At 66.0% G+C, this 25,577-nt stretch carries 28 protein-coding genes; 12 read left to right on the plus strand and 16 right to left on the minus strand.

The genetic code is table 11. The features are described from left to right. Positions 1 to 89 precede the first annotated feature (89 nt). Positions 90 to 917 (plus strand): adenylate/guanylate cyclase domain-containing protein, encoded by an 828-nt coding sequence (locus I2456_RS20520; protein WP_068027644.1) that lies wholly within the window; start codon positions 90 to 92, stop codon positions 915 to 917. Here the strand turns inward: I2456_RS20520 and I2456_RS20525 are convergent. After that, entirely contained in the window at positions 875 to 1,069 is a 195-nt protein-coding gene (locus I2456_RS20525; protein ID WP_068027641.1) for a hypothetical protein, read from the minus strand. The genes I2456_RS20520 and I2456_RS20525 overlap by 43 nt on opposite strands. 81 nt (positions 1,070 to 1,150) lie before the next feature. On the opposite strand from I2456_RS20525, the gene I2456_RS20530 reads away from it, so the two are divergent. After that, positions 1,151 to 1,843 (plus strand): guanylate cyclase, encoded by a 693-nt coding sequence (locus tag I2456_RS20530; RefSeq protein WP_085073954.1) that lies wholly within the window; start codon positions 1,151 to 1,153, stop codon positions 1,841 to 1,843. Here I2456_RS20530 and I2456_RS20535 read toward each other — a convergent pair whose 3' ends face one another. The 3 genes from I2456_RS20535 to I2456_RS20545 form a co-directional block, all read right to left on the minus strand. Beyond that, entirely contained in the window at positions 1,844 to 2,356 is a 513-nt protein-coding gene (locus I2456_RS20535) for an OsmC family protein (protein WP_241007773.1), read from the minus strand. Positions 2,357 to 2,663: 307 nt separating this feature from the next. Continuing rightward, complete coding sequence (locus I2456_RS20540; RefSeq protein WP_186246568.1) at positions 2,664 to 3,152, minus strand: peptidoglycan endopeptidase; 489 nt, start codon at positions 3,150 to 3,152, stop codon at positions 2,664 to 2,666. Between the two features lie 160 nt (positions 3,153 to 3,312). Next, positions 3,313 to 3,864 carry a VOC family protein gene (locus I2456_RS20545; protein ID WP_085073957.1) on the minus strand — a complete coding sequence of 184 codons (552 nt, stop codon included), beginning with the start codon at positions 3,862 to 3,864 and terminating at the stop codon, positions 3,313 to 3,315. 124 nt (positions 3,865 to 3,988) lie between these two features. Here I2456_RS20545 and I2456_RS20550 point away from each other — a divergent pair, with 124 nt between their 5' ends. Continuing rightward, positions 3,989 to 4,414 (plus strand): DUF732 domain-containing protein, encoded by a 426-nt coding sequence (locus tag I2456_RS20550; RefSeq protein WP_241007774.1) that lies wholly within the window; start codon positions 3,989 to 3,991, stop codon positions 4,412 to 4,414. A 27-nt stretch (positions 4,415 to 4,441) separates the two neighbouring features. On the opposite strand, the gene I2456_RS20555 is transcribed toward I2456_RS20550, so the two are convergent. The 5 genes from I2456_RS20555 to ychF form a co-directional block, all read right to left on the minus strand. After that, positions 4,442 to 4,840: a VOC family protein gene (locus tag I2456_RS20555; RefSeq protein WP_085073958.1), complete on the minus strand. Its 399-nt coding sequence runs from the start codon at positions 4,838 to 4,840 to the stop codon at positions 4,442 to 4,444. 128 nt (positions 4,841 to 4,968) lie between these two features. Continuing rightward, a complete protein-coding gene (locus I2456_RS20560; RefSeq protein ID WP_085073959.1) occupies positions 4,969 to 5,520 on the minus strand; it encodes a nitroreductase/quinone reductase family protein in 552 nt (183 codons plus the stop codon). A 128-nt stretch (positions 5,521 to 5,648) separates the two neighbouring features. Then, positions 5,649 to 5,990, minus strand: coding sequence for a DUF1801 domain-containing protein (locus I2456_RS20565; RefSeq protein ID WP_068028218.1), 342 nt, complete (start codon positions 5,988 to 5,990; stop codon positions 5,649 to 5,651). Between the two features lie 76 nt (positions 5,991 to 6,066). Beyond that, positions 6,067 to 6,882 carry an ANTAR domain-containing protein gene (locus I2456_RS20570; RefSeq protein WP_241007775.1) on the minus strand — a complete coding sequence of 272 codons (816 nt, stop codon included), beginning with the start codon at positions 6,880 to 6,882 and terminating at the stop codon, positions 6,067 to 6,069. A 21-nt stretch (positions 6,883 to 6,903) separates the two neighbouring features. Then, on the minus strand, positions 6,904 to 7,977 hold the full coding sequence (gene ychF, locus I2456_RS20575) for a redox-regulated ATPase YchF (protein ID WP_085073961.1): 1,074 nt from the start codon (positions 7,975 to 7,977) through the stop codon (positions 6,904 to 6,906). 86 nt (positions 7,978 to 8,063) lie between these two features. On the opposite strand from ychF, the gene I2456_RS20580 reads away from it, so the two are divergent. Continuing rightward, on the plus strand, positions 8,064 to 9,356 hold the full coding sequence (locus I2456_RS20580; RefSeq protein ID WP_186246569.1) for a DUF6542 domain-containing protein: 1,293 nt from the start codon (positions 8,064 to 8,066) through the stop codon (positions 9,354 to 9,356). A 5-nt stretch (positions 9,357 to 9,361) separates the two neighbouring features. On the opposite strand, the gene I2456_RS20585 is transcribed toward I2456_RS20580, so the two are convergent. Continuing rightward, positions 9,362 to 10,354, minus strand: a complete 993-nt coding sequence (locus tag I2456_RS20585; protein ID WP_085073963.1) for a 4-hydroxy-3-methylbut-2-enyl diphosphate reductase — start codon at positions 10,352 to 10,354, stop codon at positions 9,362 to 9,364. Between the two features lie 111 nt (positions 10,355 to 10,465). Between I2456_RS20585 and I2456_RS20590 the strand changes: the two genes are divergently transcribed. From I2456_RS20590 to I2456_RS20605, 4 genes are all read left to right on the plus strand, one after another. Continuing rightward, entirely contained in the window at positions 10,466 to 11,059 is a 594-nt protein-coding gene (locus I2456_RS20590; protein WP_085073964.1) for a lipid droplet-associated protein, read from the plus strand. Next, positions 11,056 to 12,303 carry an exodeoxyribonuclease VII large subunit gene (xseA, locus tag I2456_RS20595; RefSeq protein WP_085073965.1) on the plus strand — a complete coding sequence of 416 codons (1,248 nt, stop codon included), beginning with the start codon at positions 11,056 to 11,058 and terminating at the stop codon, positions 12,301 to 12,303. The genes I2456_RS20590 and xseA overlap by 4 nt, the downstream gene beginning before the upstream one ends. Then, positions 12,290 to 12,544 (plus strand): exodeoxyribonuclease VII small subunit, encoded by a 255-nt coding sequence (locus I2456_RS20600; protein WP_068027604.1) that lies wholly within the window; start codon positions 12,290 to 12,292, stop codon positions 12,542 to 12,544. The genes xseA and I2456_RS20600 overlap by 14 nt, the downstream gene beginning before the upstream one ends. Positions 12,545 to 12,608: 64 nt before the next feature. Continuing rightward, positions 12,609 to 13,751 (plus strand): 3-beta-hydroxysteroid dehydrogenase, encoded by a 1,143-nt coding sequence (locus I2456_RS20605; RefSeq protein WP_085073966.1) that lies wholly within the window; start codon positions 12,609 to 12,611, stop codon positions 13,749 to 13,751. A gap of 7 nt (positions 13,752 to 13,758) precedes the next feature. Here I2456_RS20605 and I2456_RS20610 read toward each other — a convergent pair whose 3' ends face one another. Next, positions 13,759 to 15,288: a carboxylesterase/lipase family protein gene (locus I2456_RS20610; protein ID WP_085073967.1), complete on the minus strand. Its 1,530-nt coding sequence runs from the start codon at positions 15,286 to 15,288 to the stop codon at positions 13,759 to 13,761. 120 nt (positions 15,289 to 15,408) lie between these two features. Between I2456_RS20610 and I2456_RS20615 the strand changes: the two genes are divergently transcribed. Continuing rightward, positions 15,409 to 16,557: an AI-2E family transporter gene (locus I2456_RS20615; RefSeq protein WP_085073968.1), complete on the plus strand. Its 1,149-nt coding sequence runs from the start codon at positions 15,409 to 15,411 to the stop codon at positions 16,555 to 16,557. Here the strand turns inward: I2456_RS20615 and I2456_RS20620 are convergent. Continuing rightward, positions 16,529 to 17,335 (minus strand): dienelactone hydrolase family protein, encoded by an 807-nt coding sequence (locus I2456_RS20620; protein WP_068027591.1) that lies wholly within the window; start codon positions 17,333 to 17,335, stop codon positions 16,529 to 16,531. The genes I2456_RS20615 and I2456_RS20620 overlap by 29 nt on opposite strands. Positions 17,336 to 17,348: 13 nt before the next feature. Then, the gene (locus I2456_RS20625; RefSeq protein WP_085073969.1) at positions 17,349 to 17,993 is read right to left on the minus strand and encodes a DUF4245 domain-containing protein; all 645 of its coding nucleotides are present in this window, start codon (positions 17,991 to 17,993) and stop codon (positions 17,349 to 17,351) included. Between the two features lie 54 nt (positions 17,994 to 18,047). On the opposite strand from I2456_RS20625, the gene glpX reads away from it, so the two are divergent. From glpX to I2456_RS20640, 3 genes are read left to right on the plus strand one after another with little or no spacing between them, the layout of a single operon-like run. Further along, positions 18,048 to 19,088 carry a class II fructose-bisphosphatase gene (gene glpX / locus I2456_RS20630; protein ID WP_085073970.1) on the plus strand — a complete coding sequence of 347 codons (1,041 nt, stop codon included), beginning with the start codon at positions 18,048 to 18,050 and terminating at the stop codon, positions 19,086 to 19,088. Positions 19,089 to 19,115: 27 nt separating this feature from the next. Then, positions 19,116 to 20,531, plus strand: a complete 1,416-nt coding sequence (locus tag I2456_RS20635; RefSeq protein ID WP_068027582.1) for a class II fumarate hydratase — start codon at positions 19,116 to 19,118, stop codon at positions 20,529 to 20,531. Positions 20,532 to 20,555: 24 nt separating this feature from the next. Beyond that, positions 20,556 to 21,521: a hypothetical protein gene (locus tag I2456_RS20640; protein WP_085073971.1), complete on the plus strand. Its 966-nt coding sequence runs from the start codon at positions 20,556 to 20,558 to the stop codon at positions 21,519 to 21,521. Between the two features lie 4 nt (positions 21,522 to 21,525). Here I2456_RS20640 and I2456_RS20645 read toward each other — a convergent pair whose 3' ends face one another. The 3 genes from I2456_RS20645 to I2456_RS20655 form a co-directional block, all read right to left on the minus strand. Beyond that, positions 21,526 to 22,992 (minus strand): adenylate/guanylate cyclase domain-containing protein, encoded by a 1,467-nt coding sequence (locus I2456_RS20645; protein ID WP_371869973.1) that lies wholly within the window; start codon positions 22,990 to 22,992, stop codon positions 21,526 to 21,528. Between the two features lie 72 nt (positions 22,993 to 23,064). After that, positions 23,065 to 23,940, minus strand: coding sequence for a polysaccharide deacetylase family protein (locus I2456_RS20650; protein ID WP_085073972.1), 876 nt, complete (start codon positions 23,938 to 23,940; stop codon positions 23,065 to 23,067). A 141-nt stretch (positions 23,941 to 24,081) separates the two neighbouring features. Then, positions 24,082 to 25,383, minus strand: a complete 1,302-nt coding sequence (locus I2456_RS20655) for a PhoH family protein (RefSeq protein ID WP_068161064.1) — start codon at positions 25,381 to 25,383, stop codon at positions 24,082 to 24,084. Positions 25,384 to 25,577: the final 194 nt, after the last annotated feature.

Raw genomic sequence — 25,577 nt, forward strand, 5'->3', positions numbered from 1 at the left:
TTATAGATTTGCTTCCCCGCGGCGGCCGAATTCAACCCTAAACATCGCCCATCGGCCCGACAAGGGCAGGCCAGCGCCGTATTGACAGGATGTCTGCCATGGGAGACGCCATGCACATCACCGTTTACGTCCTGGCCGGGCTTGCTGTCGTCGAGGCCGGTGGACTGGTGGTGCTGTGGCGGCTCCTCGTCGGCGCCCGTCAAGAGGTCGAGGAACTGCGGCAGCGATCCGACACCCGCAACCGGCTGCTCTCCGGCGGGCGTGAAGCGGTCAAGACGGTGTGGAACACCGCCAACCTGGTCCGCAAAGAAGGCTTCGGCGCGGTGGTGCGCAGTTCGATCGAAGACCTTGCCGATTGGGCGGAGGTCGAGCGGCCGGACTTGGCCAAGGTGACCCCGGATGGCCGGGTGGTGATTCTGTTCTCCGACATCGAGGAGTCGACGGCTCTCAACGAGCGCATCGGTGACCGGGCTTGGGTGAAACTGATCGCCGCACACGACAAGCTGGTACACAAACTGGCTCAAGAGCGCTCCGGGCACGTGGTGAAAAGCCAGGGCGACGGGTTCATGATCGCCTTCTCGCGCGCCGAGGAAGCTGTCCGATGCGGCATCGAAATGCAGCATGCGATCTTCCAGGACGGAAAACGTAAGCGGCACCAGGAGATTCGGGTGCGGATCGGTATTCACATGGGCCGCTCGGTGCGCCGCGGCGACGACTTGTTCGGCCGCAACGTCGCGATGGCCGCGCGGGTGGCCGGCCAAGCCGGCGGCGGGGAGATTCTGGTCAGCGAAACGGTGCGCGACGCCGTGCGCGACTGCGACGACATCGGATTCGATGACGGACGCGAAGTGGAGTTGAAGGGCTTCTCCGGCAGCTACCGGTTGTTCGCGGTCGACGTCGGGCCCGACCCGGACTGATCACCCGCCTCGGCCAGCCGTTGATGCAGTCGGGCCCGAATGTCGTCGGCGGTGTAGGCGCGGCGTTTGCGTTGGTCGCGCACCACCAGCGCGCCACCGGCGACAACGCCGGCCGCACCGGCCAACCCGACCCATTTCCAGATGCTGCCCATGACCACAGGCTAAGCCCGACCCAGCTGGGCTGACGGAGTAGCTGCGCGCTGCGCCCGTGAAATGTGGCACGGTTAGCGACCATGTTGACCCTCGACCAAGCGCTGAACGAAACCAGGACCGGTGATCTCTGGCTGTTTCGCGGCGGTTCTGGACCCGACCGGGCCATCCAGACGCTGACCAACGCCCCCGTCAATCACGTCGGGATGACGGTGGCGATCGACGACTTGCCACCCCTGATCTGGCATGCCGAACTCGGGGACAAGCTGGTGGACCTGTGGACCGGCACCAACCATCGCGGCGTGCAGCTCAACGATCTGCGCGAAGCGGTGCTGCGGTGGACGCAGCGTTATCACCAGCGTTGCTGGCTGCGCCAGCTGACCCCGTATGCCACTCGGGAACAAGAAGACGAGCTACTGCGGGTGATCGCGCGGATGAACGGGACGGCGTTTCCCACCAGCGTGCGGTTGACCGGCCGGTGGCTGCGCGGCCGGTTGCCGACGATCAGCGACTGGACCCGCGGACTGCCGTGGGTCGACAAGAAGGTGCACCAACGCACCCAGCAGCGCCGAGAGCAACAACGCAAGATGGGCCTGGAAACGGCATACTGCGCCGAAACGGTGGCGATCAGTTACGAGGAGATGGGCCTACTCGTCACCGACAAAGACGCGAATTGGTTTGACCCAGGCAAGTTTTGGAGCGGCGACACACTGCCGTTGGCGCCGGGCTACCAATTGGGCGGTGAGATCGAGGTGTCGGTGAGTGAGCTCGCCTAGTCAGCCGATCTCCACTCGCGTGGTGACGGGAGTCGGATTGCGCGTCAGATCGAGAATCGGGCAGTGCGCATCGACCGCCTCTTGCAATTGCCGGTAGCGTTCCGGCGTCTCCGGCCCGCGCACCTTGACCACGACGCGCACCTCCTGGAAGCCGGCGCGCACCGCGTCGTCGAATCCGAAGAAGCCTTGCACATCCAGATCACCTTCGGCGTACCCGCTGAGCTCGTCGACCGCGATGCCGAGCTTCTCTGCCCAGACCCGCCAGGTCACGATCTGGCACGACAACAGCGAGGCCAGGTAGTACTCGACGGGATTGGGAGCTTTGCCTGCTCCGCCGAGGGCGGGCGGTTCGTCGACCTCGACGCGGTATTGGCCGAGGCTGGCGGTGCTGGCCACCGCGTCGTGCGCGGCGGCGGAGGCTGTGAAGACGACGCGGGCGTTGGCACGGTCGGCGCTGATGGCGTTGCGGTTGGCGGCGATGACGCTGCCGAGGTGGGTGGTCGAGGTGGTCACGGCCTGTCTCCTTCCCTCGTGTTCCCTCGTGGCGAGGGTAGGGAGCCGCGGAGGCGCTGAGCGACCCTCTTGCTCAGCGTGAACCGAAGGTGCACCTGGCATTTATGAGCTATCCCACATCAATTGCAGGACGTGATCGCGGTCATTGGCGATCGCGATTGTGACGTACTCGGCAAACATCAATTCGGCTAATTACTCATAGCTAGAAGCCGGCACCACGCATCACCCGTTGCAGAAAGACAGAAAGCGATATCGCCATTGATATCGCTTTCTGAGATCAGATGTCGGTTTTGTTTTGGGGAAATGGTTAAGCGGGATCACCGGCCGGGTCGGGTTCGGGCGCGGGGGCCGGCGGCGGCGGTTCCACCGCATCGGCCAGAACGACGGGTGCGTCGGGCGCGGGCACGTCGCCGTCCACCTGTTCAGGCTCCATCGGCAGATACATGTGATGGGTGAATTGCGGCTGGTAGGCACCGCCACCGCCAATGTGCACGCCGCCGCCTTCACCGCTGGAGACGGGAGTGCCGTCGGGCAAGGTTGCCGCGGTGTGACCACCGTTCCAACCGATTACCAGGGCGTTGGGCGCGGTTCCCGGTCGAAAGCCGCGCGCGGCCAATGCAGACTCTTCGTTGCCCGTGTCGAACCTGCTACCAAAGACGGGACGGTCACTTGCCGCATTCGCGACCCAGGAAACCAGTCCCGAGCAATCCGTACCAGCGGGAGAATTGCCACCCGGAATATACGGCGTTCCGGAGACTTGATTAACCAGCGTTAACAGTGTTGCAAGAACGATCATGGGCACGGACGCTACCCAGAACATATGTAGCGAATCAAAATTTGTGGCGTTTCTCACGCTTCGCACAGCAAATGGCTGACGTCTTAGTACGTCAGTCTAATAACGCGACGGCATCTGCTCGAATACGAATTCGGCACCTATCCATCAGCAAACGGCTGATTCAGCCAGCGGGCAGGGTGCGTCGCGCCTGCCACAAGACGCCGGGGACGGTGTTCGCCAGATCCGGACGACTTCTGGCGAAGCGGCGGATCGCCCGAATGAACGACCAAACCTGGCGTGGGGTCGGGACTTTGGGCACCCATGCCAACTCCCAGTGAATCCCGTTGACGGGATCGTCGAAGAACACCGCGTAGTAGCCGGGCCAGTACTGCGGATAGTCCGCCGGTTCATCGGTGACGGGGACACCACACCGGATCAGGAAATCGCGATGAAAGCGGTCGACTTCGGTGCGACTGCGGGCCCAAAGCGCAATGTGATTGATGCCGACCGCCTGGTCGCGGTGTGTCAGCTTCCCACCGGCGCGGGCTGGTTGGATGCCAATGTAACTGTGCGGATTGACATTTCGCGTCATGTAGTAGATCGACTGGTACTCCATGTTCAGCGACGAGAAGCTGCTGTAGCCCAGCCAGCCGAACAACGCGTCGTAGAACGCGATGGACTCGTCGTAGTCCATGACCGCGAACTCGACGTGACTCACTCCGCGCCAGCGCATCTTTGCCTCCTCGCGATTCCTACTACGGAAAGTAGTACACGAGCGCTCGGGGTGCCAGGCTGTGCGGCCGAACCCGACCATGCGCGTCGAGTGCTAGTTAGAATCCGAGGAGTCTCGTCGCGACGTGCAGGGGGATGTCATGGTGGTGAAAGCCATAGCGTTGCTGGCCCTTCTCATCGGGTTGGCCGCGCCGGCCTCTGCCGACTCCACCGACGACGCCTTCATCACCAACCTCAACACCTCGGGCATGAATTACGGCGCACCCGACAAGGCGATTCAGGTCGCGAAAACGGTGGTCTGCGGCACGCTCAGCACCAACCCCAACACCAGCAACGCGGACCTGATCACCAAGGTCACCGACGCCACCAGCTGGCCGCCGAAGAATGCCGCCTACTTCACCGGCGCCGCCATCCAGGCCTACTGCCCGCAGTACGGCTCGCTCACGCCGCCCTCGTTGCCCAGCAGAGGTCCTGGTGCCCCGACGTCACCCAGCGTCCCGGCACCACCGACGACACCATCGGTGCAGTCAGCGGCTTACCAGCAGCGCTGAGCCGGTCGATGTCGCCAACTCAGCGGCTCACGCACCGAATTTGGCGCGTGCCTCCGCAGTCATCGGCGTGAAGAGGTTGACCAGGTTTCCATCCGGGTCGCGAAACAGCAGGGCACGGTTACCCCACGGCATCGTCGTCGGCTCGGTCACGACCTCGGCCAGGCGTCCGCGGAGCCGCTGGTATTCGGCGTCCACGTCCGCGACGATGAACTCCACGATGGCGCTCCGGTTGGCGGCCGGCTGGGCGGATCCCGCTCCGAACAGCGGCACGGTCTTGTCGCTGCCGATGGCCAGTGTTCCCACCGGCGTGGGGATCTCGGCGAACAGTTCGTTGCCCCATAGTGCCGAGATTTCGGTGACCATCTCGTAGAAGGCGACGAGCCGATGGACATCTGCGGTGATGATCCGGGTGGATACGAATTTCATAGTCAGGCGATGCTAGGCATCCCCTCCGACAACACCGCAGCGACGAGAACGACCGTGCCGGTTGGCTAGACGTTGAAGCGGAACTCCACCACGTCGCCGTCACCCCAGTCCGGATCCGACCGCGAGCGCTACCGTGCTTCGTCTAGAGGCGTCAATCGCATTACGGGGATCGTCCGCGCCTCACCACTTCGCCTGTCGTGCAACGCGAAAACGTTGCTGAGCCGATCAGTGGCGAGCTCGTACAGGCGGTCTCGGTCGGCGCCGACGGCTTCTCTTGCGAGGAACGAACCGCCCCGAGGTCCGATGTGCAACTGACACTCGGGGTGAGCGCGCAGGTTGTGATACCACGCGGGATGGCGGGTACCTCCGTAGTTCGACGCAATGAGTATCACGTCATCACCGTCGGTGAAGTAGGCAAGTGGAACTTCTCGATGTTCCCCGCTACGAGCACCCACCGACGTCAACACCACCATCGGCAAATTAGCGCTCAACTTCAACCGCCCCCTAGTGGCTTCGATCAACGGCGCCTCGAAGCGGTTGATCTTCGGCCAGACGTGAGTCATCGCAGCCTTGCTCAGGACGATGGGACCACCTAGCCACCACCACATTCGTCGTCGCCACTGCCCACGACTCTGCAGATCAACCCGCTTGATTCCTTGGATTGTGTCCCGCCGCTCCATCGGCTGATTTTAGAGCCAGGCTGCTGGGCGGTCGCGGCGTTTCACAACTGGTGAATCAGGCGAAAGCTTCAGCCAGTCAGTGCCCGACGGCTTTTCCTAGACGTGGAACCGAAACTCCACCACGTGCGTCAACTGCGGTTGACCCGGACGGCCTCTCGGATCAACGCCTTGAACGCGTCCGCATCCAACTCGTCATCCTCGCGCAGATCAATGGAACGTCCGACTGGCGCCTCGAGGCTGGCATTGAACAGACCGTCCGGGTCGTCTACCCGCGCGCCCTTCGCGAAGTTGACCTTGACCTTGCCCTTGTACATCTCCAGCGTGCAAATTAGGCCGTCCAGTGAGAACGCCGGCACGCCATCAGGGTTGGACGGCGTGCGCCACTTGATCTCCTCGACGACGTCGGGTTCGGCTTGCTTGATCAACGACCGGATCTCATCGACTCGATGAAGGCGCCAATCCTCGCTCACAGTGCCAATGTAAGTGCGACTCTCGGTCGCGACTACCCCCGCGTACACGTTGAACCGGAACTCCACCACGTCCCCGTCAGTCAGCCGTGCTCGCGCCTGTGTAGGAGTCGATTATCTGCTGAGCCACGACTCTGACCGGCGTATTGCTGTCCTGGGACTGCCTGACCATCAGCTCGAAAGCGCGCACCGCGTTCAACGAGAACTGATTCATGATGATGCCCTTGGCCTGACCGATGAGGTCGCGGCTGGCGAGCGCAGATCGAAACTCGTTCGTCCTGCTGGCCGCCGCCAAGGCGGTTGCGGCGTGGGTGGCCAGGATCGCTCCGAGCGCTTGACCCTCGGGATCGACGGCATTCGCCACGCGACTGCACAGGTTGAGCGCCCCAGCGCCACCTCTGTGACTGAAGAGCTGGAATGACATGACGCCCAGAACGCCTGCCTCAATCGAGGCGGCCGCGAACGCAGGCCACCGCTCTTCGGTGCGGAGGTCCGCGCATCGAACGACGGAGTCTTGGACAGCCGCGATCAAGCAGGGTCCTTCGCCCAGTCGCATCTGCGTCGCGTCGAGTTTCGTGACCACGCCATCGGTGGGAGCCACCGAACGAAAACCCTTGCCGTCCACCAACATCACATCGGCGTAGTCAACACCGCGGATGAGCGCAACGGCCGAGGCAGTAACCCTGGCAAGAGTGCTGTCGATCTCGGTGTCGGCGATGATGTTGCGCGCCAACTCGGCCATGGCCGTTCGAATAGAAGATTCATACCCGGCGTCCGATGCCATGACAGGCTCTCTCCGGACGGCTTTAGAAACGGCTGACTTGCCTCGCCCTGCTAGAACCCTACGCCGCCGCGCTCTCTCCGGCATGCTGATGGGCGCGCATCGGCTGGTCACGACCTCCCTTCTTCGGTTGCCTCAGACGTTGAAGCGGAACTCGACCACGTCCCCGTCGGCCATCACGTAGTCCTTGCCCTCCATCCGCACCTTGCCGGCCGCCTTGGCCGCCGCCATGGATCCGGCGGCGATCAGGTCGTCATACGACACGATCTCGGCCTTGATGAAGCCCTTTTCGAAGTCGGTATGGATCACCCCGGCGGCCTTGGGGGCGGTGTCACCCTGGTGAATGGTCCAGGCCCGCGCCTCCTTGGGGCCCGCGGTGAGGAACGTCTGCAGTTTGAGGGTGTGGAAGCCGGCCCGGGCCAGCGCGTCGAGTCCGCGCTCGGTCTGCCCGATCGACTCCAGTAGCTCGGCGGCCGATTCGTCGTCGAGTTCGATCAGTTCCGACTCGATCGCGGCGTCCAGGAACACCGCGTCGGCCGGCGCGACCAGCGCACGCAACTCGGTGATGCGGGTGGGGTCGGTGAGCACCGACTCGTCGGCGTTGAACACGTACAGGAAGGGTTTGGTGGTCAGCAGATTCAATTCCCGGAGCAGTGCGGCGTCCACCCCCGCCCCGAACAGCGTCTTGCCGCTGTCGAGCACGTCCTGGGCAGCCACGGCCGCGTCGTACAGCGGCCTCCGTTCCTTGTTGTTGCGCGCTTCTTTCTCCAGCCGGGGAATGGCCCGCTCCAGCGTCTGCAGGTCGGCCAGGATCAACTCCGTTTCGACGACCTCGATGTCGGAGCCGGGGTCGACCCGTCCGGCCACATGCGTGACGTCGTCGTCGGCGAAGACCCGCACCACCTGGCAGATCGCGTCGCACTCCCGGATGTGGGCCAGGAACTTGTTGCCCAGCCCGGCCCCTTCGGAGGCGCCCTGCACGAGGCCCGCGATGTCGACGAACGTCACCGGGGCCGGGACGACTCGTGCCGAGGAGAACATCTCGGCCAGCTTGTCCAGCCGCGGATCGGGCAACGAGACCACACCCTCGTTCGGCTCGATCGTCGCGAACGGATAGTTGGCCGCCACCACATTGTTCCGGGTCAGCGCGTTGAACAGAGTCGACTTACCGACGTTGGGCAGACCGACGATTCCCAGGCTCAGGCTCACGAGGAATCAAGTTTATTTCAGGCGCGCCCACCGAGGATGTCCAGCTATATACGGGCCTTTAGGCCGACAGCCGGTACGGTCAACATGTGTCAGCGCAGCGGGCGGGCTCAGCGGTGGAACCAAGCCACCGCTCGATCATCCCGAATATCGCAGGTGTGCCGTGGTGGACGGCTGTCCTGATTGCCGTCACCGGGACGGCCATCGGCTATGGAATCGACGCCGGTCACAAGGAATTGACCCACGTCTTCGCCGGCTGCTACATCGCCGGCTGTGTGGCCGCGGTGCTGGCGGTACGGCAGGCCGGCGTCTTCACCGCCGTCATCCAGCCGCCGCTGATCCTGTTCTGCACGGTGCCCGGCGCTTATTGGCTGTTCCACGGCGGCAAGGTCGACAAATTCAAAGACCTGCTGATCAACTGCGGCTATCCACTGATCGAACGGTTCCCGCTGATGCTGGGTACCGCAGGCGTCGTTCTGCTGATCGGCCTGGTCCGGTGGTACTTCGGTATGTCGCACCGGCGGTCCCCAGCGGCCGAGGAGGAGACCGCCAAGGACGCCCGGACCGGCCGCGCCGAGCGCACGCCGTTCCTGACCGGACTGATCGCCAAAATCCGCTCGGTGCTGGCCACCGAGGTCGACGGGGAGGAAGCCGACCCCGGCAGCGGCACCCAACCCGCCCACTCGCGCAACCGCTCGGCGCGCACCAGTCGGACGGCGCGCAGCAATCGCTCTACACAACGCTCCAGCCGCACCCGGTCCCGGCACGGCCGCCCGCCGCTGGACGACGAGCGCGAACCGTCGCCCGAGCGGCCGCGGCGCACCAGCCGCAGGACGGCGGCCGGCGACTTCGACCGGCCCGAATTCGACCCCAATGACGCACCGCAACGCGCGGCGCGGCCGCGGCGCCGGCCCCGCCCGCAGGGGGAACCGGACCTGCGCGCCCAGCCGCCGCGAGAGACGCGCCGCGACCCCTACGCGCGCCGCGGCGCCTACGAACGGCCCGCTCCGCGCAGCAGCCGCTTCGACCCGTACGACTCCTACGATGCGCCGGAGCCGGCGGGCCGCTCGGAGTCTTACAACCGCTACGAGCGCCGACGCGGCGGTTACGAGCCCTATGAGCCGCACGAGGCCTACCCGCCCCGGCGCCGGCGTCCCACACCCAACGGCTCGGGCACGAATGGCTCAAGCACGAATGGCTCGGGCACCAACGGCTCGACGCATCATCCGATTTCGCAGGTCCGTTACCGTGCCGGCGCAGGCCGCACCGAGCCGCGAAGCGAAACGCGAGGCGAACCGCGCGACGAGCCGCGCGCTGAGCGGCGGAGTCGGTCGCGAGCACCCCGCAGACCCCAGGCCGAGTCCTGGGAGTACGACATCTAGGACGTTCAGCGCCGAATTTCGCGAGGCAGCGCGAAGACCAGCGTCTCGTTCGCCGTCGTCACCGGTTGCACCACGTCGTAGCCATAGTCGGCCAGGCGCTCCAGCACGCCACGGACCAGCACCTCCGGCACCGATGCGCCCGAAGTGACGCCCACCGTGGTGACCCCCTCGAGCCACGCCGGGTCGATGTCGTCGGCCCAGTCGACCAGGTGCGCGGCACGCGATCCGGCGCCCAGCGCCACCTCGACCAGCCGCACCGAGTTCGACGAGTTGCGGGATCCGACCACGATCACCAGCTCACACTCCGGCGCCATCGCCTTGACGGCGACCTGCCGGTTCTGCGTCGCGTAGCAGATGTCGTCGCTGGGCGGATCTTTGAGCTTCGGGAAGCGTTGGCGCAGCCGCTCGACGATTTCCATGGTCTCGTCGACGGACAGCGTGGTCTGCGACAGCCAGATCACCTTGTTCTCATCCCGGACCGTCACCTGGTCGACGGCTGCAACACCGTCGACCAACTGCACGTGCTCGGGAGCCTCTCCGGCCGTGCCCACCACTTCCTCATGGCCCTCATGACCGATCAGCAAGATGTCGTAATCGGCCCGGGCGAAGCGACGTGCCTCGTTGTGCACCTTGGTGACCAGCGGGCAGGTGGCGTCGATGGTCTTGAGGTTGCGCGCGGCGGCCGCGGCGTGCACGGTCGGCGCGACGCCATGCGCGGAGAACACCACGATGGCTCCCTCGGGCACCTCATCGGTCTCCTCGACGAACACCGCACCGGCCTGCGCCAGGGTGTCCACCACGTGGCGGTTGTGCACGATCTCGTGACGCACGTAAACCGGGGCGCCGTGCTTTTCCAGAGCGCGCTCGACGGTCTCGACGGCCCGGTCCACGCCCGCGCAGTAGCCGCGCGGCTCGGCCAGCAGCACTCGTTTGCCGGCGGGGAGATCGGCAACCGAGCTGGACGCACCCGGAATCCCCATGTCGATAGTCGGCCCCATGGCATTCAGGGTACGTTCTGCCGACGCCGGTCTGCCATTTCGCGGCTGTCCGGGCGCCATTCCGGGATGGTCAGCTTGGAGTTAGCCGCCGGTTGAGGCAGTCTTGGTCGCATGGCTACTGCACCGTATGGGGTTCGGCTGCTGGTCGGCGCGGCGACAGTCGCCGTCGAGGAGACGATGAAGCTACCGCGTTCCATCCTGATGTATCCGATGACCGTGGCCAGTACGGCAGCGCACATTGTGATGCGGTTCCAGCAGAACCTTGCCGAGCTGGTGATCAAGGGCGACAGCACGCTCGAGTCGCTGTTCCCGCCCAAGGACGAGCAGCCCGAGTGGGCAACCTTCGACGAGGACATCGAAGGCGTTGCGACCGGCCCCGGCGACGTCCCCGGCGACAGCCCGGATAGCGAGCGCCGCACCGAGGGACGCTTCGCGTTGTACTCGGTCGCCGACCCGGCCGGCTTCGATCCGGCCGATCGGTCCACCACGCCGTCATCGGGCGAGGACCAGTCGACGGTGCCGGCGCCGGCCGTGGTGAGCGAATTGGATTACGGGACGTTGACCCTGGCCCAGCTGCGCGCCCGGTTGCAGTCGCTGGATGTCGCCGAACTCGAAGCCCTGCTGGCCTACGAGCAGGCCACCAAGGCGCGCGCCCCGTTCCAGACGCTGATCGCCAACAGGATCACCCGCGCGACCGCGAAGTGACCCGAGGTTCTGAACCGAATTCGGCCGAGAATCCCTTCCCGGTCCGCGCGGTCGCCATCCGCGTCGCGGGCTGGATCGAGAAGCTGGGCACGGTCTGGGTAGAAGGGCAATTGGCCCAGATTTCCACCCGCCCGGACGCCAAGACGGTGTTCATGGTGCTGCGCGACCCCGCCGCCGACATGTCGCTGACCGTGACGTGTTCGCGGGATCTGCTGTTGGCTGCGCCGGTCAAATTGGCCGAGGGCGTGCAGGTAGTGGTCTGCGGCAAACCGTCCTTCTACACCGGGCGCGGCACATTTTCGTTGCGGCTCAGCCAGATCCGCGCCGTGGGTGTCGGTGAGCTGCTGGCCAGGATCGACCGGTTGCGCCGGTTACTCGACGCCGAGGGCCTGTTCGACGCACGCCTCAAGCGCCCAATCCCTTTCCTGCCCAACACCATTGGCTTGATCACCGGACGAGCCAGTGCCGCCGAGCGAGACGTGACGACGGTGGTCGCGGCCCGCTGGCCCGCCGCGCGGTTCGCCCTGCGCAACACCGCCGTGCAGGGACCCAACGCGGTCCCCCAAATCGTCGAGGCCCTGCGTGAACTCGACCGCGACCCCGAGGTCGACGTGATCGTCATCGCCCGCGGCGGCGGCAGCGTCGAGGACCTGCTGCCGTTCTCCGACGAGACGCTGTGCCGGGCCATCTCGGCCTGCCGCACACCGGTGATCAGCGCGGTCGGCCACGAACCGGACAACCCACTGTGTGATCTGGTGGCCGACCTGCGAGCGGCCACCCCCACCGACGCGGCCAAGAAGCTGGTCCCCGACACCGCCGCCGAGCAGCGGCTGATCGACGACTTGCGGCGACGCAGCGCCCAGGCGCTGCGGCACTGGGTCGCCCGCGAAGAACGGGCACTGACGGCGCTGCGCAGCCGCCCGGTGTTGGCCGATCCGATGACAATGGTGAGCACACGCGCAGAAGAGGTCGGACGGGCCCGCCTGGCCCTGCGCCGCGACATCACCCGGCTGATCACCGTGGAGACCGATCGCGTCGGCCACCTGGCCGCGCGGCTGGCGACCCTGGGCCCGGCGGCCACCCTGGCCCGCGGGTATGCCGTCGTGCAAACGGTCTCCGAGGACGGCCAAGCGCAGGTGTTGCGATCGATCCAGGATGCGCCGGCCGGCACCCGGTTGCGGGTGCGGGTCGCCGACGGTGCCGTGGCAGCACTCAGCGAAGGACGTACCGATGGCTCGAGATGACCGCAGCGACAACGACAAGAGTGGTTCGACTACACCTATTAGTCAGCTCGGCTACGAACAATGCCGAGACGAACTGATCGAAGTCGTGCGGCTGCTGGAACAGGGCGGATTGGACCTCGATGCGTCGCTGAAGTTATGGGAAAGAGGCGAGCAACTCGCCAAAAGGTGCGAACAACACTTAGCTGGGGCCCGGCAGCGAGTGACCGACGCGTTGGCCGCCGGAGAGGCCGCGCCGGACTGACGCACCCCGTTCTTGACCGATTCCAGACGGTGACTTGTATTCCAAACTGGAACACGTTTCAGTTATGCTCCCCGGCATGGGTGATGCAGCACTGACAACCGACCTTGGCAACGTCCTGGTCACCGGCGGCTCAGGCTTCGTCGGCGCGAACCTGGTGACCACCTTGCTCGACCGCGGACACCAGGTCCGGTCCTTCGACCGAGCCCCGTCTCCCCTGCCCCAGCATCCGAGGTTGCAAGTGCTCGAGGGCGACATCACCGACAAGGGTGTATGCGCCGCCGCCGTGGACGGCATCGACACGATCATCCACACCGCCGCCATCATCGAATTGATGGGCGGCGCGGCGGTGACCCAGGAGTACCGGCAGCGCAGCTTCGCCGTCAACGTCGGCGGGACCGAGAACTTGGTGCACGCGGGCCGGCAGGCCGGCGTCAAGAGGTTCGTCTACACCTCGTCCAACAGCGTGGTGATGGGCGGGAAGAACATTTTCGGCGGCGATGAGACATTGCCCTATACCGACCGCTTCAACGACCTCTACACCGAGACCAAGGTCACCGCCGAGCGATTCGTGCTGTCGCAGAACGGGGTTGACGGCATGCTCACCTGCGCCATCCGGCCCAGCGGCATCTGGGGCACCGGCGACCAGACCATGTTCCGCAAGCTGTTCGAAAGCGTGATCAAGGGCCACGTCAAGGTGCTGGTCGGCCCCAAGTCCGCCAAACTGGACAACTCTTACGTGCACAACCTCATTCACGGTTTCATCCTGGCCGGCCAACACCTGGTCCCCGGGGGAACCGCACCCGGTGAGGCCTACTTCATCAACGACGCCGACCCGATCAACATGTTCGAGTTCGCCCGCCCCGTGGTAGAGGCTTGCGGCGAAAAATGGCCGCGGATAAGGGTTTCCGGACCGGCGGTGCACTGGGTGATGACGGGCTGGCAGCGGCTGCACTTTCGGTTCGGGTTCCCGGCGCCGCTGCTGGAACCGCTGGCTGTCGAGCGCTTGTATCTGGACAACTACTTCTCGGTGGATAAGGCGCGCCGGGATCTCGGTTACGAACCGTTGTTCACCACCGAGCAGGCGATGAAGGAATGTCTGCCCTACTACGTCGACCTGTTCCACCGGATGAAGAACGAAGCGCAGGCGGCCAAGCGGGCGGGCAAGCGCGCCACTGACACTGGCAAGGCCGCCAGCGGCACGAAATAGCAAGCCCTCAGCGGAAACTCACCATCTCATCGCCCCAGGCGCCGCGGATGCGGGCGTCGACGTCGTGCTTGATGGTGTCGCGTTTGTCGATGACCAGGCAGGCACGGTCGGCTGCGGCGTATCGCGGCCAGCGCGGTTCACCGGGTGGGCCCTCGGGCTCACCGTGTACCGCGAAGTTGATCCACCGCGTTTGCATCCGCGCGGACACCGCCATCGCGGTCTTGGCACCACCCAGCTTCAACGTCACATCGTGGGGCCCACCGAGATTGCCCCACACATAAGGCAATTCGGTGGCATGTGCGGCCCCGACCAGCAGCAGTTTGAACAACGGCGTCGCATAGTCGAACCGGTACATGTACACCGGCGCCACCGCGCTGTGACCGTCGGCCAGCCACACCGAGGGCAACCGGAAACCGATGTCGGTGGCCATGCTGACTGTGCGCGACTTCTGCCGGCCCGAATATGCCGACCCGATCTCCTGCACGCTGGGCAACTGCAGATCCGGTTGTTCGGCGCCGATCTGGTCGAACATCGACGTGATGGCGTTTGGGGTGATCGGCATCAGCGGTGATCGCATCAACCGGAAGAGCGCCGCCTCGTGCTTGTTGGTGCCGATGATCAGCGGGATCGGCAGGAGCCGGCCTTCCTGCGCCAGCTTGACGGGCTGGCCGTGCAGCAGGTCTCCGTCGACGATGGGGACGAAAGCCAAAGTGCCCGGGTTGCTGACGGGCACCTCGTTGAAGACCTCGTTGGTCGCGGCGACGAGCGCCGCCGTCGGCACCTCCGCCACTTTCCGCGCCTCGGCGGCACCGATTCCCAACTTGTCCAGCACGGCCAAGGTGACCCGGCGCCCCCGGTCCCGGTCGTACACCGACGTGGCCGGTGAGCTTTGGGCGATCGCGCGCACGAACAGTCCTTCGGCCGCAGGGCAGGCGAGCAGCGTGGTGACCAGCCCGGCACCGGCGGATTCCCCGAATACGGTGACATTGGCCGGATTACCGCCGAATGCCGCGATGTTGTCGCGGACCCACGCCAACCCCGCCAACACGTCGCGCAGCCCGATGTTGGAGTCGAACGGCCGCTGCCAGGTGCTGAACGACGACAGGTCCAGAAAACCCAGCGCGCCGATGCGGTAGTTGAGCGTGACGACGATGACGTCTCCGTTGCTCACCAACGCGCGGGCGTCGTAGAGCGGTTGACTGGCCGACCCCAGCACGTAGGCGCCCCCGTGCAGCCAGACCATCACCGGCTTGCCCGCACCGGGCTCGACGCCGGCCGGCGCCCAGACGTTCAGCCGCAAACAGTCCTCGCCCAGCGGGGCCCCCAGTTCGAGCGGCATCCTGGGCACCACTGCCTGGGGGCAGGCCGGCCCGAACTCGGTGGCGTCGACGACCTCAGCCGACCGCTCCGGTGGCTCCGGCGCCCGAAACCGCAGGTCGCCGACGGGTGCGGCCGCGAACCGAATGCCTTTCCAGACCTTCACAGAGCCGTCCTGGCAACCGCGGACGGGTCCGTAGGTCGTTTCGACCACAGTCATACTTTTCCTCCTGCGAAGCGGTGGCACTCCCCGCTCGCGCATGAACCCAAGGGCACCTGTTAACAGCTAAGGTTACGGAGCGCGCTTCACACCGACGCGGAGGACGGTCTCGGTTCCGGCATGAACACCGAATTCACGCTCACCCAGAAACGCGCGCTGGCGATCGCCACGCTCTTCGCGGTGGCGTTCGGCGCCTACTTCCTGCGCGACTACTTCGTTCTCATCGTGGTGGCCGCGGTCGGGGCGTATCTGTTCACGCCGCTGTTCGACTGGTTCCACAAGCGCCTCAATACCGGCTGGTCGGCGGCCTGCACGGTGGTGTCGGCGCTGACGATCGTCGCCATCCCGGTCGCACTGGTCATCACGTTGGCGATATTCCAGATCGCCCGGATGGTCGACTCCGTCGCTGGATGGGTCAAATCCACCGGTCCCAACGGCATCGGCGACAAGGCTCTGCAACTCGTCAACGACCTGCTGGCCCGGGTGCCGTTCGTGCATGTCACGGTGACCGCCGACACGCTGCGCAAGGCGATGGTCACCGCTGCGCAGACGGCCGGTCACTGGTTACTGGGTGTGCTGCAGCACACCGCGGGAAGCCTGGCGGGCGTCATCACCTCGGCGATCATCTTCCTGTACGTCTTCGTCGCGCTGCTGACCAACCGGGAGAAGTTGCGCACCCTGCTCGGCCAACTGAACCCGCTCGGTGAGGAAGTCACCGACCTGTACCTGCGCAAGATGGGTTCGATGGTGCGCGGCACGGTGAACGGCCAGTTCGTCATCGCGTTCTGCCAAGGTGTCGCCGGCGCCGCGTCGATCTATATCGCGGGCTTTCACCACGGCTTCTTCATCTTCGCCATCGTGCTGACCGCGTTGTCGATCATTCCGTTGGGCGGCGGGATCGTGACCATCCCGTTCGGCATCGGGATGATCTTCTTCGGCAACATCGCCGGCGGCATCTTCGTCGTGGCCTGGCATCTGGTGGTGGTCACCAACATCGACAACTTCCTGCGCCCCATCCTGGTGGCGCGCGACGCCAGGTTGAACTCGGCGCTGATGTTGCTCTCGGTGTTCGCCGGCATCGCCATGTTCGGCCCGTGGGGCATCATCATCGGTCCGGTGTTGATGATCCTGATCGTCACCACCCTGGACGTCTACCTGGCGGTGTACAAGGGCGTCGAGCTCAAACCCATAGAGGACGTGCCGGTGCGTCGAAACTGGTTCTCGCGCAAAAAGACTCAAGCTAAGGAGAGTCAGCCAACCGCTCAGTGAGGAACTCGACGACCCGCTTGCGGGCTTCGTAGGCGGGCTGGCCGTCGACCTCTCGCACTTCGTCGGTGAGCACCGAGTGGGCCATCCGGCCGAACCCGTGCTCGTTGCCCGGGTTGGAGTCGATCTCGATGACTTCGAACGCATCTCCGAGGCGGCGCTTGAGCGTGGCGAACCGTTCGGCCGGCGCCAACTTGTCCGCGCTGAACCGTAATCCCAACGCGCACAAGCCATCGTTGGCGCACCGGTCGACGACGACGTTGAGCTCCACTTCGCTCATGCCCGGGTCGCGGCGCTGCGCCGGGGTGAAAGGGAACGGAACCGACGGTTGGCTGAGCACCGGCGCCAGCACGCTGTCGTCGACCGCGGCGGCCAGTGCGAACCCGCCGGTGAAGCACTGGCCGATGACGCCGACGCCCTTGCCCGGAGTGGAGGCGTTGAGGTCGCGGGCCAACGCGCGCAGGTAAGCCGCGACAGGCCGCTGCTTGTCGGTGGCCAGTGCGGCGAATTCTCGTGCCACACACACGCGGGTGATCTCGGCCACGGTGTAGCCGACGGACACGGGCCGGCCCGGCTCGCCGAACAGCGACGGAATGGCCACGGTGAACCCGTTGTCGACGAGGTGATTACCCAGACCGAGCACACCCGGGTGGATGCCGGGCAGTTCCGGGATGAGCACCACCCCGGGGCCCGAACCGTTGCGGTAAACGTCGTGGGTGTATCCGGCCGCGGTGAAGGGTGTTGCGGTCCAACCGGTCAGATCTGCTTCGGGTCCGCTCACGCTTGCGTTCCTTCTATCGGCTAGGTAGCGGCGGCTGGGATTGGGTCGCCGCCGCCAGCGTACGAAACTGATCGGTGCTGCCGGCGCCGGTGATCGCGATCTGAGTGGGCCCGGCCGGGCTGGCCAGCCTCGTGGTCCACACCGGTTCGACCGCGCCCTTGTCGTCGGAGCCTTCATAGACCACCCAGTTGGTGCCGGACACGTCCACGGTGCCGCTGGGGAACATGCCGGGATGGATCGAACCGACCAACTTGTCCTCGTCGGCGTTGCTCTGGGTCAGGCTCAGATACATGCCCGTGGGGCTGATGTAGCCCACCACCGAGGTGACGGCGTTGAGCCGCTGACCGGCCGCGCTGTCGGTGCGACCGTTTTCGATGTTGCCGCGACTGCCGGAGTTGGGCTGCCAGCCGGCGGGAAGTTTGGGTAACCGGATCGGGAACCCGAGTGAGGCCGCATCGGCCCGCAACGCCGTCGCCGCGTCGTAGGACGGGATGGTGCCTCGGTTGGTGCCACCCGGCTGCAAGGAACACATTCCCACCAGGCCCGCCAGCAGGATGCACCCGATCACCAGCGGTCCCAGCGACCAGAACATGTCCCGACCGTCCTGCAGCAACCGTGGTTTGGCCGGCTTGGGCGTCGGCTGCGGCTCTGCGGTCACTCCCCAAGTATCCCAGCTCCAGTCGAGGGTTTCGCTTCTGGGAGAATCCCCACCATGACTGCTGAGGGTCGGCCACCCCGAAAGGAAGCGCCTGACCGCAACCTGGCCTTGGAGCTGGTGCGGGTCACCGAGGCCGGTGCCATGGCCGCGGGCCGCTGGGTCGGCCGCGGCGACAAGGAGGGCGGTGACGGCGCGGCGGTCGACGCCATCCGTGAGCTGGTCAATTCGGTGTCGATGCGAGGCGTGGTGGTGATCGGCGAGGGCGAGAAAGACGACGCGCCGATGCTGTACAACGGCGAAGAAGTCGGCAACGGCGACGGCCCGGAATGCGACTTCGCCGTCGACCCGATCGACGGCACCACGCTGATGAGCAAGGGCATGCCCAACGCCATCTCGGTGCTGGCGGTGGCCGATCGCGGCTCGATGTTCGACCCGTCGGCGGTGTTCTACATGAACAAGATCGTCGTCGGACCCGACGCCGCGCACGTCCTGGACATCACCGCCCCGATCGCCGAAAACGTGCGGGCGGTCGCCCGCGTCAAGGAGTTGTCGGTGCGGGACATGACGGTGTGCATCCTGGACCGGCCGCGGCACGCCCAGCTCATCGAGGACGTCCGGGCCACCGGCGCCCGCATCCGGCTGATCACCGACGGTGACGTCGCCGGTGCCATCTCGGCCTGCCGGCCGGGCTCGGGCACCGACATGCTGGCCGGTATCGGCGGCACCCCGGAAGGCATCATCACCGCGGCGGCGATCCGCTGCATGGGTGGCGCCATCCAGGCCCAGCTCGCACCCAAGGACGAGGCCGAACGCCGCAAGGCCCTCGACGCCGGCCACGACGTCGACCGGGTGCTGACCACCGAGGACCTGGTGTCCGGCGAGAACGTCTTCTTCTGCGCCACCGGAGTCACCGACGGCGACTTGCTCAAAGGCGTTCGTTACCAACCCGGCGGCTGCACCACCCAATCGATCGTCATGCGTTCCAAGTCGGGCACCGTCCGGATGATCGAGGCCTACCACCGGCTTTCGAAGCTCACCGAGTACTCCGCCATCGACTTCACCGGCGACAGCACTGCCGCCTATCCCCTGCCCTGACAACACCACATAGCAAGGAACTCACCGATGGCCGCTGACGCCGGCGAGAACGACACCGAATACCGCATCGAGCACGACACCATGGGCGAGGTCCGGGTGCCGGCAAAAGCCTTGTGGCGCGCCCAGACTCAGCGTGCGGTGGAGAACTTCCCGATTTCCGGCCGCGGCTTGGAGCGCACTCAGATCCGTGCGCTGGGACTGCTCAAAGGTGCTTGCGCACAAGTCAACAAGGACCTCGGGTTGCTGGACGCGGAGAAGGCCGACGCGATCATGGCCGCAGCGGCTGAAATCGCCGACGGGCAACACGACGACCAATTCCCCATCGACGTGTTTCAGACCGGCTCGGGCACCAGTTCCAACATGAACACCAACGAGGTGATCGCGTCCATCGCCGCCCGCAACGGGGTCAAGGTGCACCCCAACGACGACGTCAACATGTCGCAGTCGTCCAACGACACCTTTCCCACCGCCACCCACATCGCGGCCACCGAAGCCGCGGTGGTGCACCTGATTCCGGCTCTCGAGCAGCTGCACGAAGCGTTGTCGGACAAGGCGCTGGAGTGGCAGACGGTGGTGAAGTCGGGCCGCACCCACCTGATGGATGCCGTACCGGTGACCCTCGGTCAGGAATTCAGCGGCTATGCCCGCCAGGTGGAGGCCGGCATCGAGCGCGTGCGCGGTTGCCTGCCCCGGCTGGGCGAGCTGGCCATCGGCGGCACCGCGGTGGGCACCGGACTCAACGCCCCGGAGAACTTCGGCGTCAAGGTGGTCTCGGTGCTGGTCGACCGGACCGGCCTGTCGGAATTGCGCACGGCGGCAAACTCTTTCGAAGCCCAGGCGGCGCGCGACGGATTGGTCGAGGCATCCGGTGCGTTGCGCACCATCGCGGTGTCGCTGACCAAGATCGCCAACGACGTCCGCTGGATGGGATCCGGACCGCTCACCGGCCTGGCCGAGATCCAGCTGCCGGACCTGCAACCGGGCAGCTCGATCATGCCGGGCAAGGTGAACCCCGTTCTGCCCGAAGCGGTTACCCAGGTAGCAGCCCAGGTGATCGGTAACGATGCGGCGGTCGCGTGGGGCGGCGCCAGCGGCGCGTTCGAGCTCAATGTCTACATCCCGATGATGGCGCGCAACATCTTGGAGTCGTTCAAGCTGCTGACCAACGTGTCCCGGCTCTTCGCCGAACGCTGCATCGTCGGGTTGGTGGCCAATGTGGACCGGCTGCGCGAGCTGGCCGAATCGTCGCCGTCCATCGTGACGCCGCTGAACTCGGCGATCGGTTACGAAGAGGCCGCCGCGGTGGCCAAACAGGCGCTCAAGGAACGAAAGACCATCCGCCAAGCCGTGATCGATCGCGGATTGATCGGCGACAAGCTGTCGATCGAGGAGTTGGACAAACGCCTCGACGTGCTGGCCATGGCACGAGTGGCCCAGGATTAAGCCAGAAGCGAGGTTAGTTCAGCAATGACGGTTCCCCCCGGCGGCCCGTACGGCCAGGATCCCTACGGAGCCAATCCGTATGGGCAGCAACCTTATTGGGGTGGTCAACCGCCAAGCGGCCCCTACCCCCAGTACCCGCAAAGTGGCCCGTACCCGAACCCGCAGGGCGGCATGGATCCCTACGCGACGGGCGGTTACCCACCCCAGCAGTACGGCCCACCCGGACAGCAGCCTCCCCCGGGCTGGCCGGGCGGCCCGTACGGACCCGGGCAGCCCCCGAAGCCGCCGAGCAACAAGACGCCGTGGCTGATCGTCGCCGGTATCGCGATCGTCGGCGTGATCGCGCTGGTGGTGGTGCTGGCGATCGCGTTGAGTGGCGACAACAACTCCAACAACGCCACTACCTCGGAGACGACCAGCGCGCCGACATCCGAGCCCGGTGGCACCCAGCAGACCGCCACCGACTGCACGCCCAACGTGTCCGGCGGTGACAAGCCGACCGGCGCCACGATCACCGCCGGCAAGCTGTCGTTTCCGGCCAGCGCGGCACCCGGTTGGGCGCCGTTCTCCGACGACCAGAACCCCAACCTGATCGGGGCCGTGGGCGTGGGCGCCGAGGTGCCCGGCGCCAACCAGTGGATGATGCAGGTCGAGGTCGCGGTGACGAATTTCGTCACCAGCATGGACATCGGCGCCCAAGCGTCCAAGTTGATCCAGTGCGTGGCCAACGGACCCGGTTACTCGCAGTCACAGCCCAGCTTGGGCCCCGCCAAGACGTCGTCGCTGACCGTCGACGGCGTCAAGGCCGCCCGGGTGGACGCCGACATCGCGATCGGGGACACCGCACGCGGGGTCCGCGGTGACTCGGTGACCATCATCGCGGTGGCCACCAAGCCGGTGACGGTGTTCTTGGGCGCGACGCCCATCGGCGACGCCGCCTCGCAGGGCATTGTCAACCAGGTGATCGCGGGGCTGAAGGTAGCCAAGTAGGTGCTCAGTCGACGCCGGCCGGCGTCAGGACGTGCGTAGGCTCCGAACGCCCGCGCAGCACCGTGGAATAGCACTCGGCCCAACGCTCACGTTCGGCGTCGTCGGCGCAGTCGATGGCAGCGGCCGCGCACAGGATGCGTTGGTCGGAGGTCTTGGCGAGGTCGGCCAGGCGGGCGGCCTCGTTGACCGCGTTGCCGATCACCGTGTACTCGTAACGGTTTTCGGCTCCGATGTTGCCGGCGAAGACGCGTCCCGCCGAGACGCCGATGCCGAAGTCGACGACGGGAAGCCGGCTCAGCTTCATCCGCAGCGCCCGTGCGGTTGCCAGCGCCGCCGACGCCGGTTGGTCAGCGCGCAGCGGCGCGCCGAAGACGACCAACGCGGCGTCACCTTCGAATTTGTTGATCAGGCCCTGGTATTCGTCAACGGTCTCCACCACGATGCAGAAGAAGTCGTTGAGCACGTCGGCAACCTCTTGAGGCGGGCGGCTTTCCGCCAGTTGGGTGGAGCCGACCAGATCTATGAACAGGACCGCCGCCTCCACCACGTCGCCGGACAGCGTGGCACCCTCTTCCACGGCGCGGCGAGCCACATCGGCACCGACGTGGCGACCGAACAGGTCGCGCAGCCGGTCGCGCTCGGCAAGCCCGGCGACCATGCGGTTGAATCCCGTTTGCAGGCGGCCGATTTGGGACCGCTCGTAGACCCCGACATAGGTGCCGATGTGCCCGTGCTCCACCTCGGCCATCGCGTCCGCCACGTCACCGACCGGGTCGGAAATGGAGCGCGACGTCAAGATCATCATCGGTAGGCCCAGTACCAGCGCTGCCATGGACACCACCAGAACCGGTACATCCAGCGATGTCGACTTGTCGAAAATCCAACCGTAAGAACGCAGCACGACGAAGATGACGATCACACCGATGGGCAGCGCGCTGCACAGAAACCACATCAGCACGAGCCGCGCGAACACACCCGGCACCGCCAGGCGCGGCTCGCACCCACGGGTGGCGACGGTCATGATCGGCCGCAGGGTGCGCTGGGCGAGCAGCAAGCCCGTTCCGGCGGCGGCGGCACCGCCGAGCACCACACCCAACAGGACGGGGATCAGCAGCGCGGCGCCGCGGTAGAGACTGGTCAGCAGCAGGATGGCCCCGCAGATCGCCCACGCCCCGGACAGGATGATCGATTGGCGACCGGCCAATTTGATTGCCGCGTCGCGTTGTTCGACGCTCGGCTCTTCTCCGGCCACGTACCAACGCAGCGTCGGCGCCAGGCTCAGCACTCCGGCCACCGCCACGAACAATGTTCCCGCCAGCACCAGTACCACCAACAAGGTGGTGTTCTCTTCGGCGAAGTCGACATTGGCGGCCGCGGACGTCTGACCGCGCAGCGGAATGAGGATGGCGGAGGCCTCGATGACAGCGAGCAGATAACCCACGGCCAGGTCGACACCGTACTGAATCGACAATTTCACGGCCGACTTAGGCTGCTCGTTACGAGACAGGCCTGCCTTGCTCACGCTAACAAGGTAACTGCTGTGTCAGGCGCCGTTATTCGGTCCACCCGAGTTTTGCCCGGGAATGTCGGTGATGGGGAAATTGGGCATCGGCTTGGGCGAGGGCGTGTTGGGCAGCCGCGGGATGTCGCTGGGTGCGATGTCGTGCAGTTGGTTGACCGGTGGACCGTTCTCCCGGCTGCCGTAGCTGCTGCCGGGTGCGCGTTGGCCGAGCAGTTCGGTCACCGTCACCAGGCGGTAGCCGTTGGCTTTGAGCACCGGGATGAACTGGTAGACCAGGTCGACGGTGCTGCTGTAGGTGTCGTGGAACAACACCACCGAGCCCGGTTTGATCTGGGCCATCAGCACCTGCCGGGTGGCCGCGGTGTTGGAGTCGTTGGCCCAGTCGAAAGGGATGACGTCCCAGAGTATTTCGGCTTGGCCGAACTTCGCGGCGGTCTGGTGCACGGCGTCGTTGGACAGACCGCCGGCCGGGCGGTACAGCTTGGGTGTCTGGCCGGTGGCCGCGGTGATCGCGTCGTTGGCCCGGGAGAACTGACCGGCGATGTCTTGGGCAGGGATCGTGGTCATGTTCGGGTGTTCCCAGGTATGGCTGCCGATTTCCATGCCCGCCTCGGCGATGCGCTTGGCGCCCGCGGGGTTCGCCGCCACCTTGTTGCCGATGAGGAAGAACGTCGCCTTGGCGTCGTTGTCCTTGAGTATTTGCAGTAGCCGGTCGGTGAAGGGACCAGGCCCGTCGTCGAAGGTCAGCGCAACGCACTTGACCATCGAACAGTCGAGGTTGTCGGCGCGGGTGACGTGCCCGGTCAAGCCGCCGATCACCAGCACCGCGCCGGCTGCCACGACACCGAAGACCGTGCGCCAGTAGCGCCAGGCTTGGTTGTCGGGGTGTTTCGGCACCACCGAAGCTTACCCGGCGGCCAGTGCGCGCTCAGGCACTCGAGTGTGCGGTCACGGCGGGGATCGGTCGATATTTCCGCCCACGACACCCACTCGACGCCGCCGACGCACGCTCGGCGCGGGACGCTCAAGCGGGGCCGCTCAGTGCGGCCCGGTGATCTCTTCCAGCATCTCGGTGACCAGCGCCGCGATGGGTGAACGTTCGCTGCGCAACAAGGTGATGTGGGCGAACAGCGGGTGGCCCTTGAGCTTTTCGATCACCGCGGCCACCCCGTCGTGCCGGCCGACGCGCAGGTTGTCGCGCTGGGCGATGTCGTGGGTCAGCACCACCCGCGACCCGGTGCCCAGCCGCGACAGCACGGTGAGCAGCACGTTGCGCTCCAGCGATTGCGCCTCGTCGACGATCACGAATGAGTCGTGCAGCGAGCGGCCCCGGATGTGGGTCAACGGCAGCACCTCGAGCATCCCCCGCGACAGCACCTCGTCGAGCACGGCCGGGCTGGCCAGACCCTCGAGCGTGTCGAACACCGCCTGGGCCCACGGGCCCATCTTGTCGCTCTCGCTGCCGGGCAGGTAGCCGAGTTCCTGGCCGCCGACGGCGTACAGGGGGCGGAAGACCACAACCTTGCGCTGGGTGCGGCGTTCCAGCACCGCTTCCAGTCCGGCGCACAGGGCCAACGCCGACTTGCCGGTGCCGGCTTTGCCGCCCAGCGACACGATGCCCACCGATTCGTCGAGCAGCAGTTCCAGGGCGACCCGCTGTTCGGCCGACCGGCCCCGCAGCCCGAACACCTCACGGTCCCCGCGCACCAGCTGCACCCGCTTGTGCGGAGTCACCCGGCCCAGCGCGTGCGAGCTGCCGCCGAGTAAGCGAATCCCGGTGTGGCAGGGCAGATCCCGGGCTTCGGCCAGGTCGATCTCCCCGTCGGCGAACAGCGCGTCGATGTCCTCGGCGGCCGTCTCGATCTCCTGCATGCCCGACCAGCCCGAGGCGACGACGTCCTGGGCGTGGTACTCATCGGCGGCCAGGCCGACGGCCGCCGCCTTGACCCGCAGCGGAATGTCCTTGCTGACCAACGTGACTCGTTTGCCCTCGGCGGCCAGGTTGGCCGCGCAGCTGAGAATCCGCGAGTCGTTGCTGTCGGTGCGGAAGCCGGCAGGCAGGACCGACGGGTCGGTGTGGTTGAGCTCGACGTGCATCGAACCACCCTGGGTGCCAACCGGAATGGGTTGATCCAACCGTCCGTGCTCCAGCCGGAGGTCGTCGAACAACCGCAACGCCTGACGGGCGAACCAGCCCAACTCGTGGTGGTGGCGCTTGGCTTCGAGTTCGCTGATCACCACCAGCGGAACCACCACCTCGTGCTCAGCGAACCGGCTGCAGGCCCAAGGGTCGGACAGCAGTACGGAGGTGTCGAGCACATACGTCCGGATATCGGTCAAGGGGCGCTCCTCGAGCTCACGGCGCTCGGGCGGACCCACACGAGCATGTCGGCGGGAGATGCAGCACCAGGACCGGGGCCGGTCCTGCCGTTGGTATGACGGAAGGTGCCGCCCTGGCTGAGCTTGTCGCTGGCCATCGAATGCGACGCTACTCCGGTGACAACACCCCCGCAGCGCAGGCGCGCCGTGGACTT

The organism is Mycobacterium kubicae (assembly GCF_015689175.1).
GTDB lineage: Bacteria > Actinomycetota > Actinomycetes > Mycobacteriales > Mycobacteriaceae > Mycobacterium > Mycobacterium kubicae.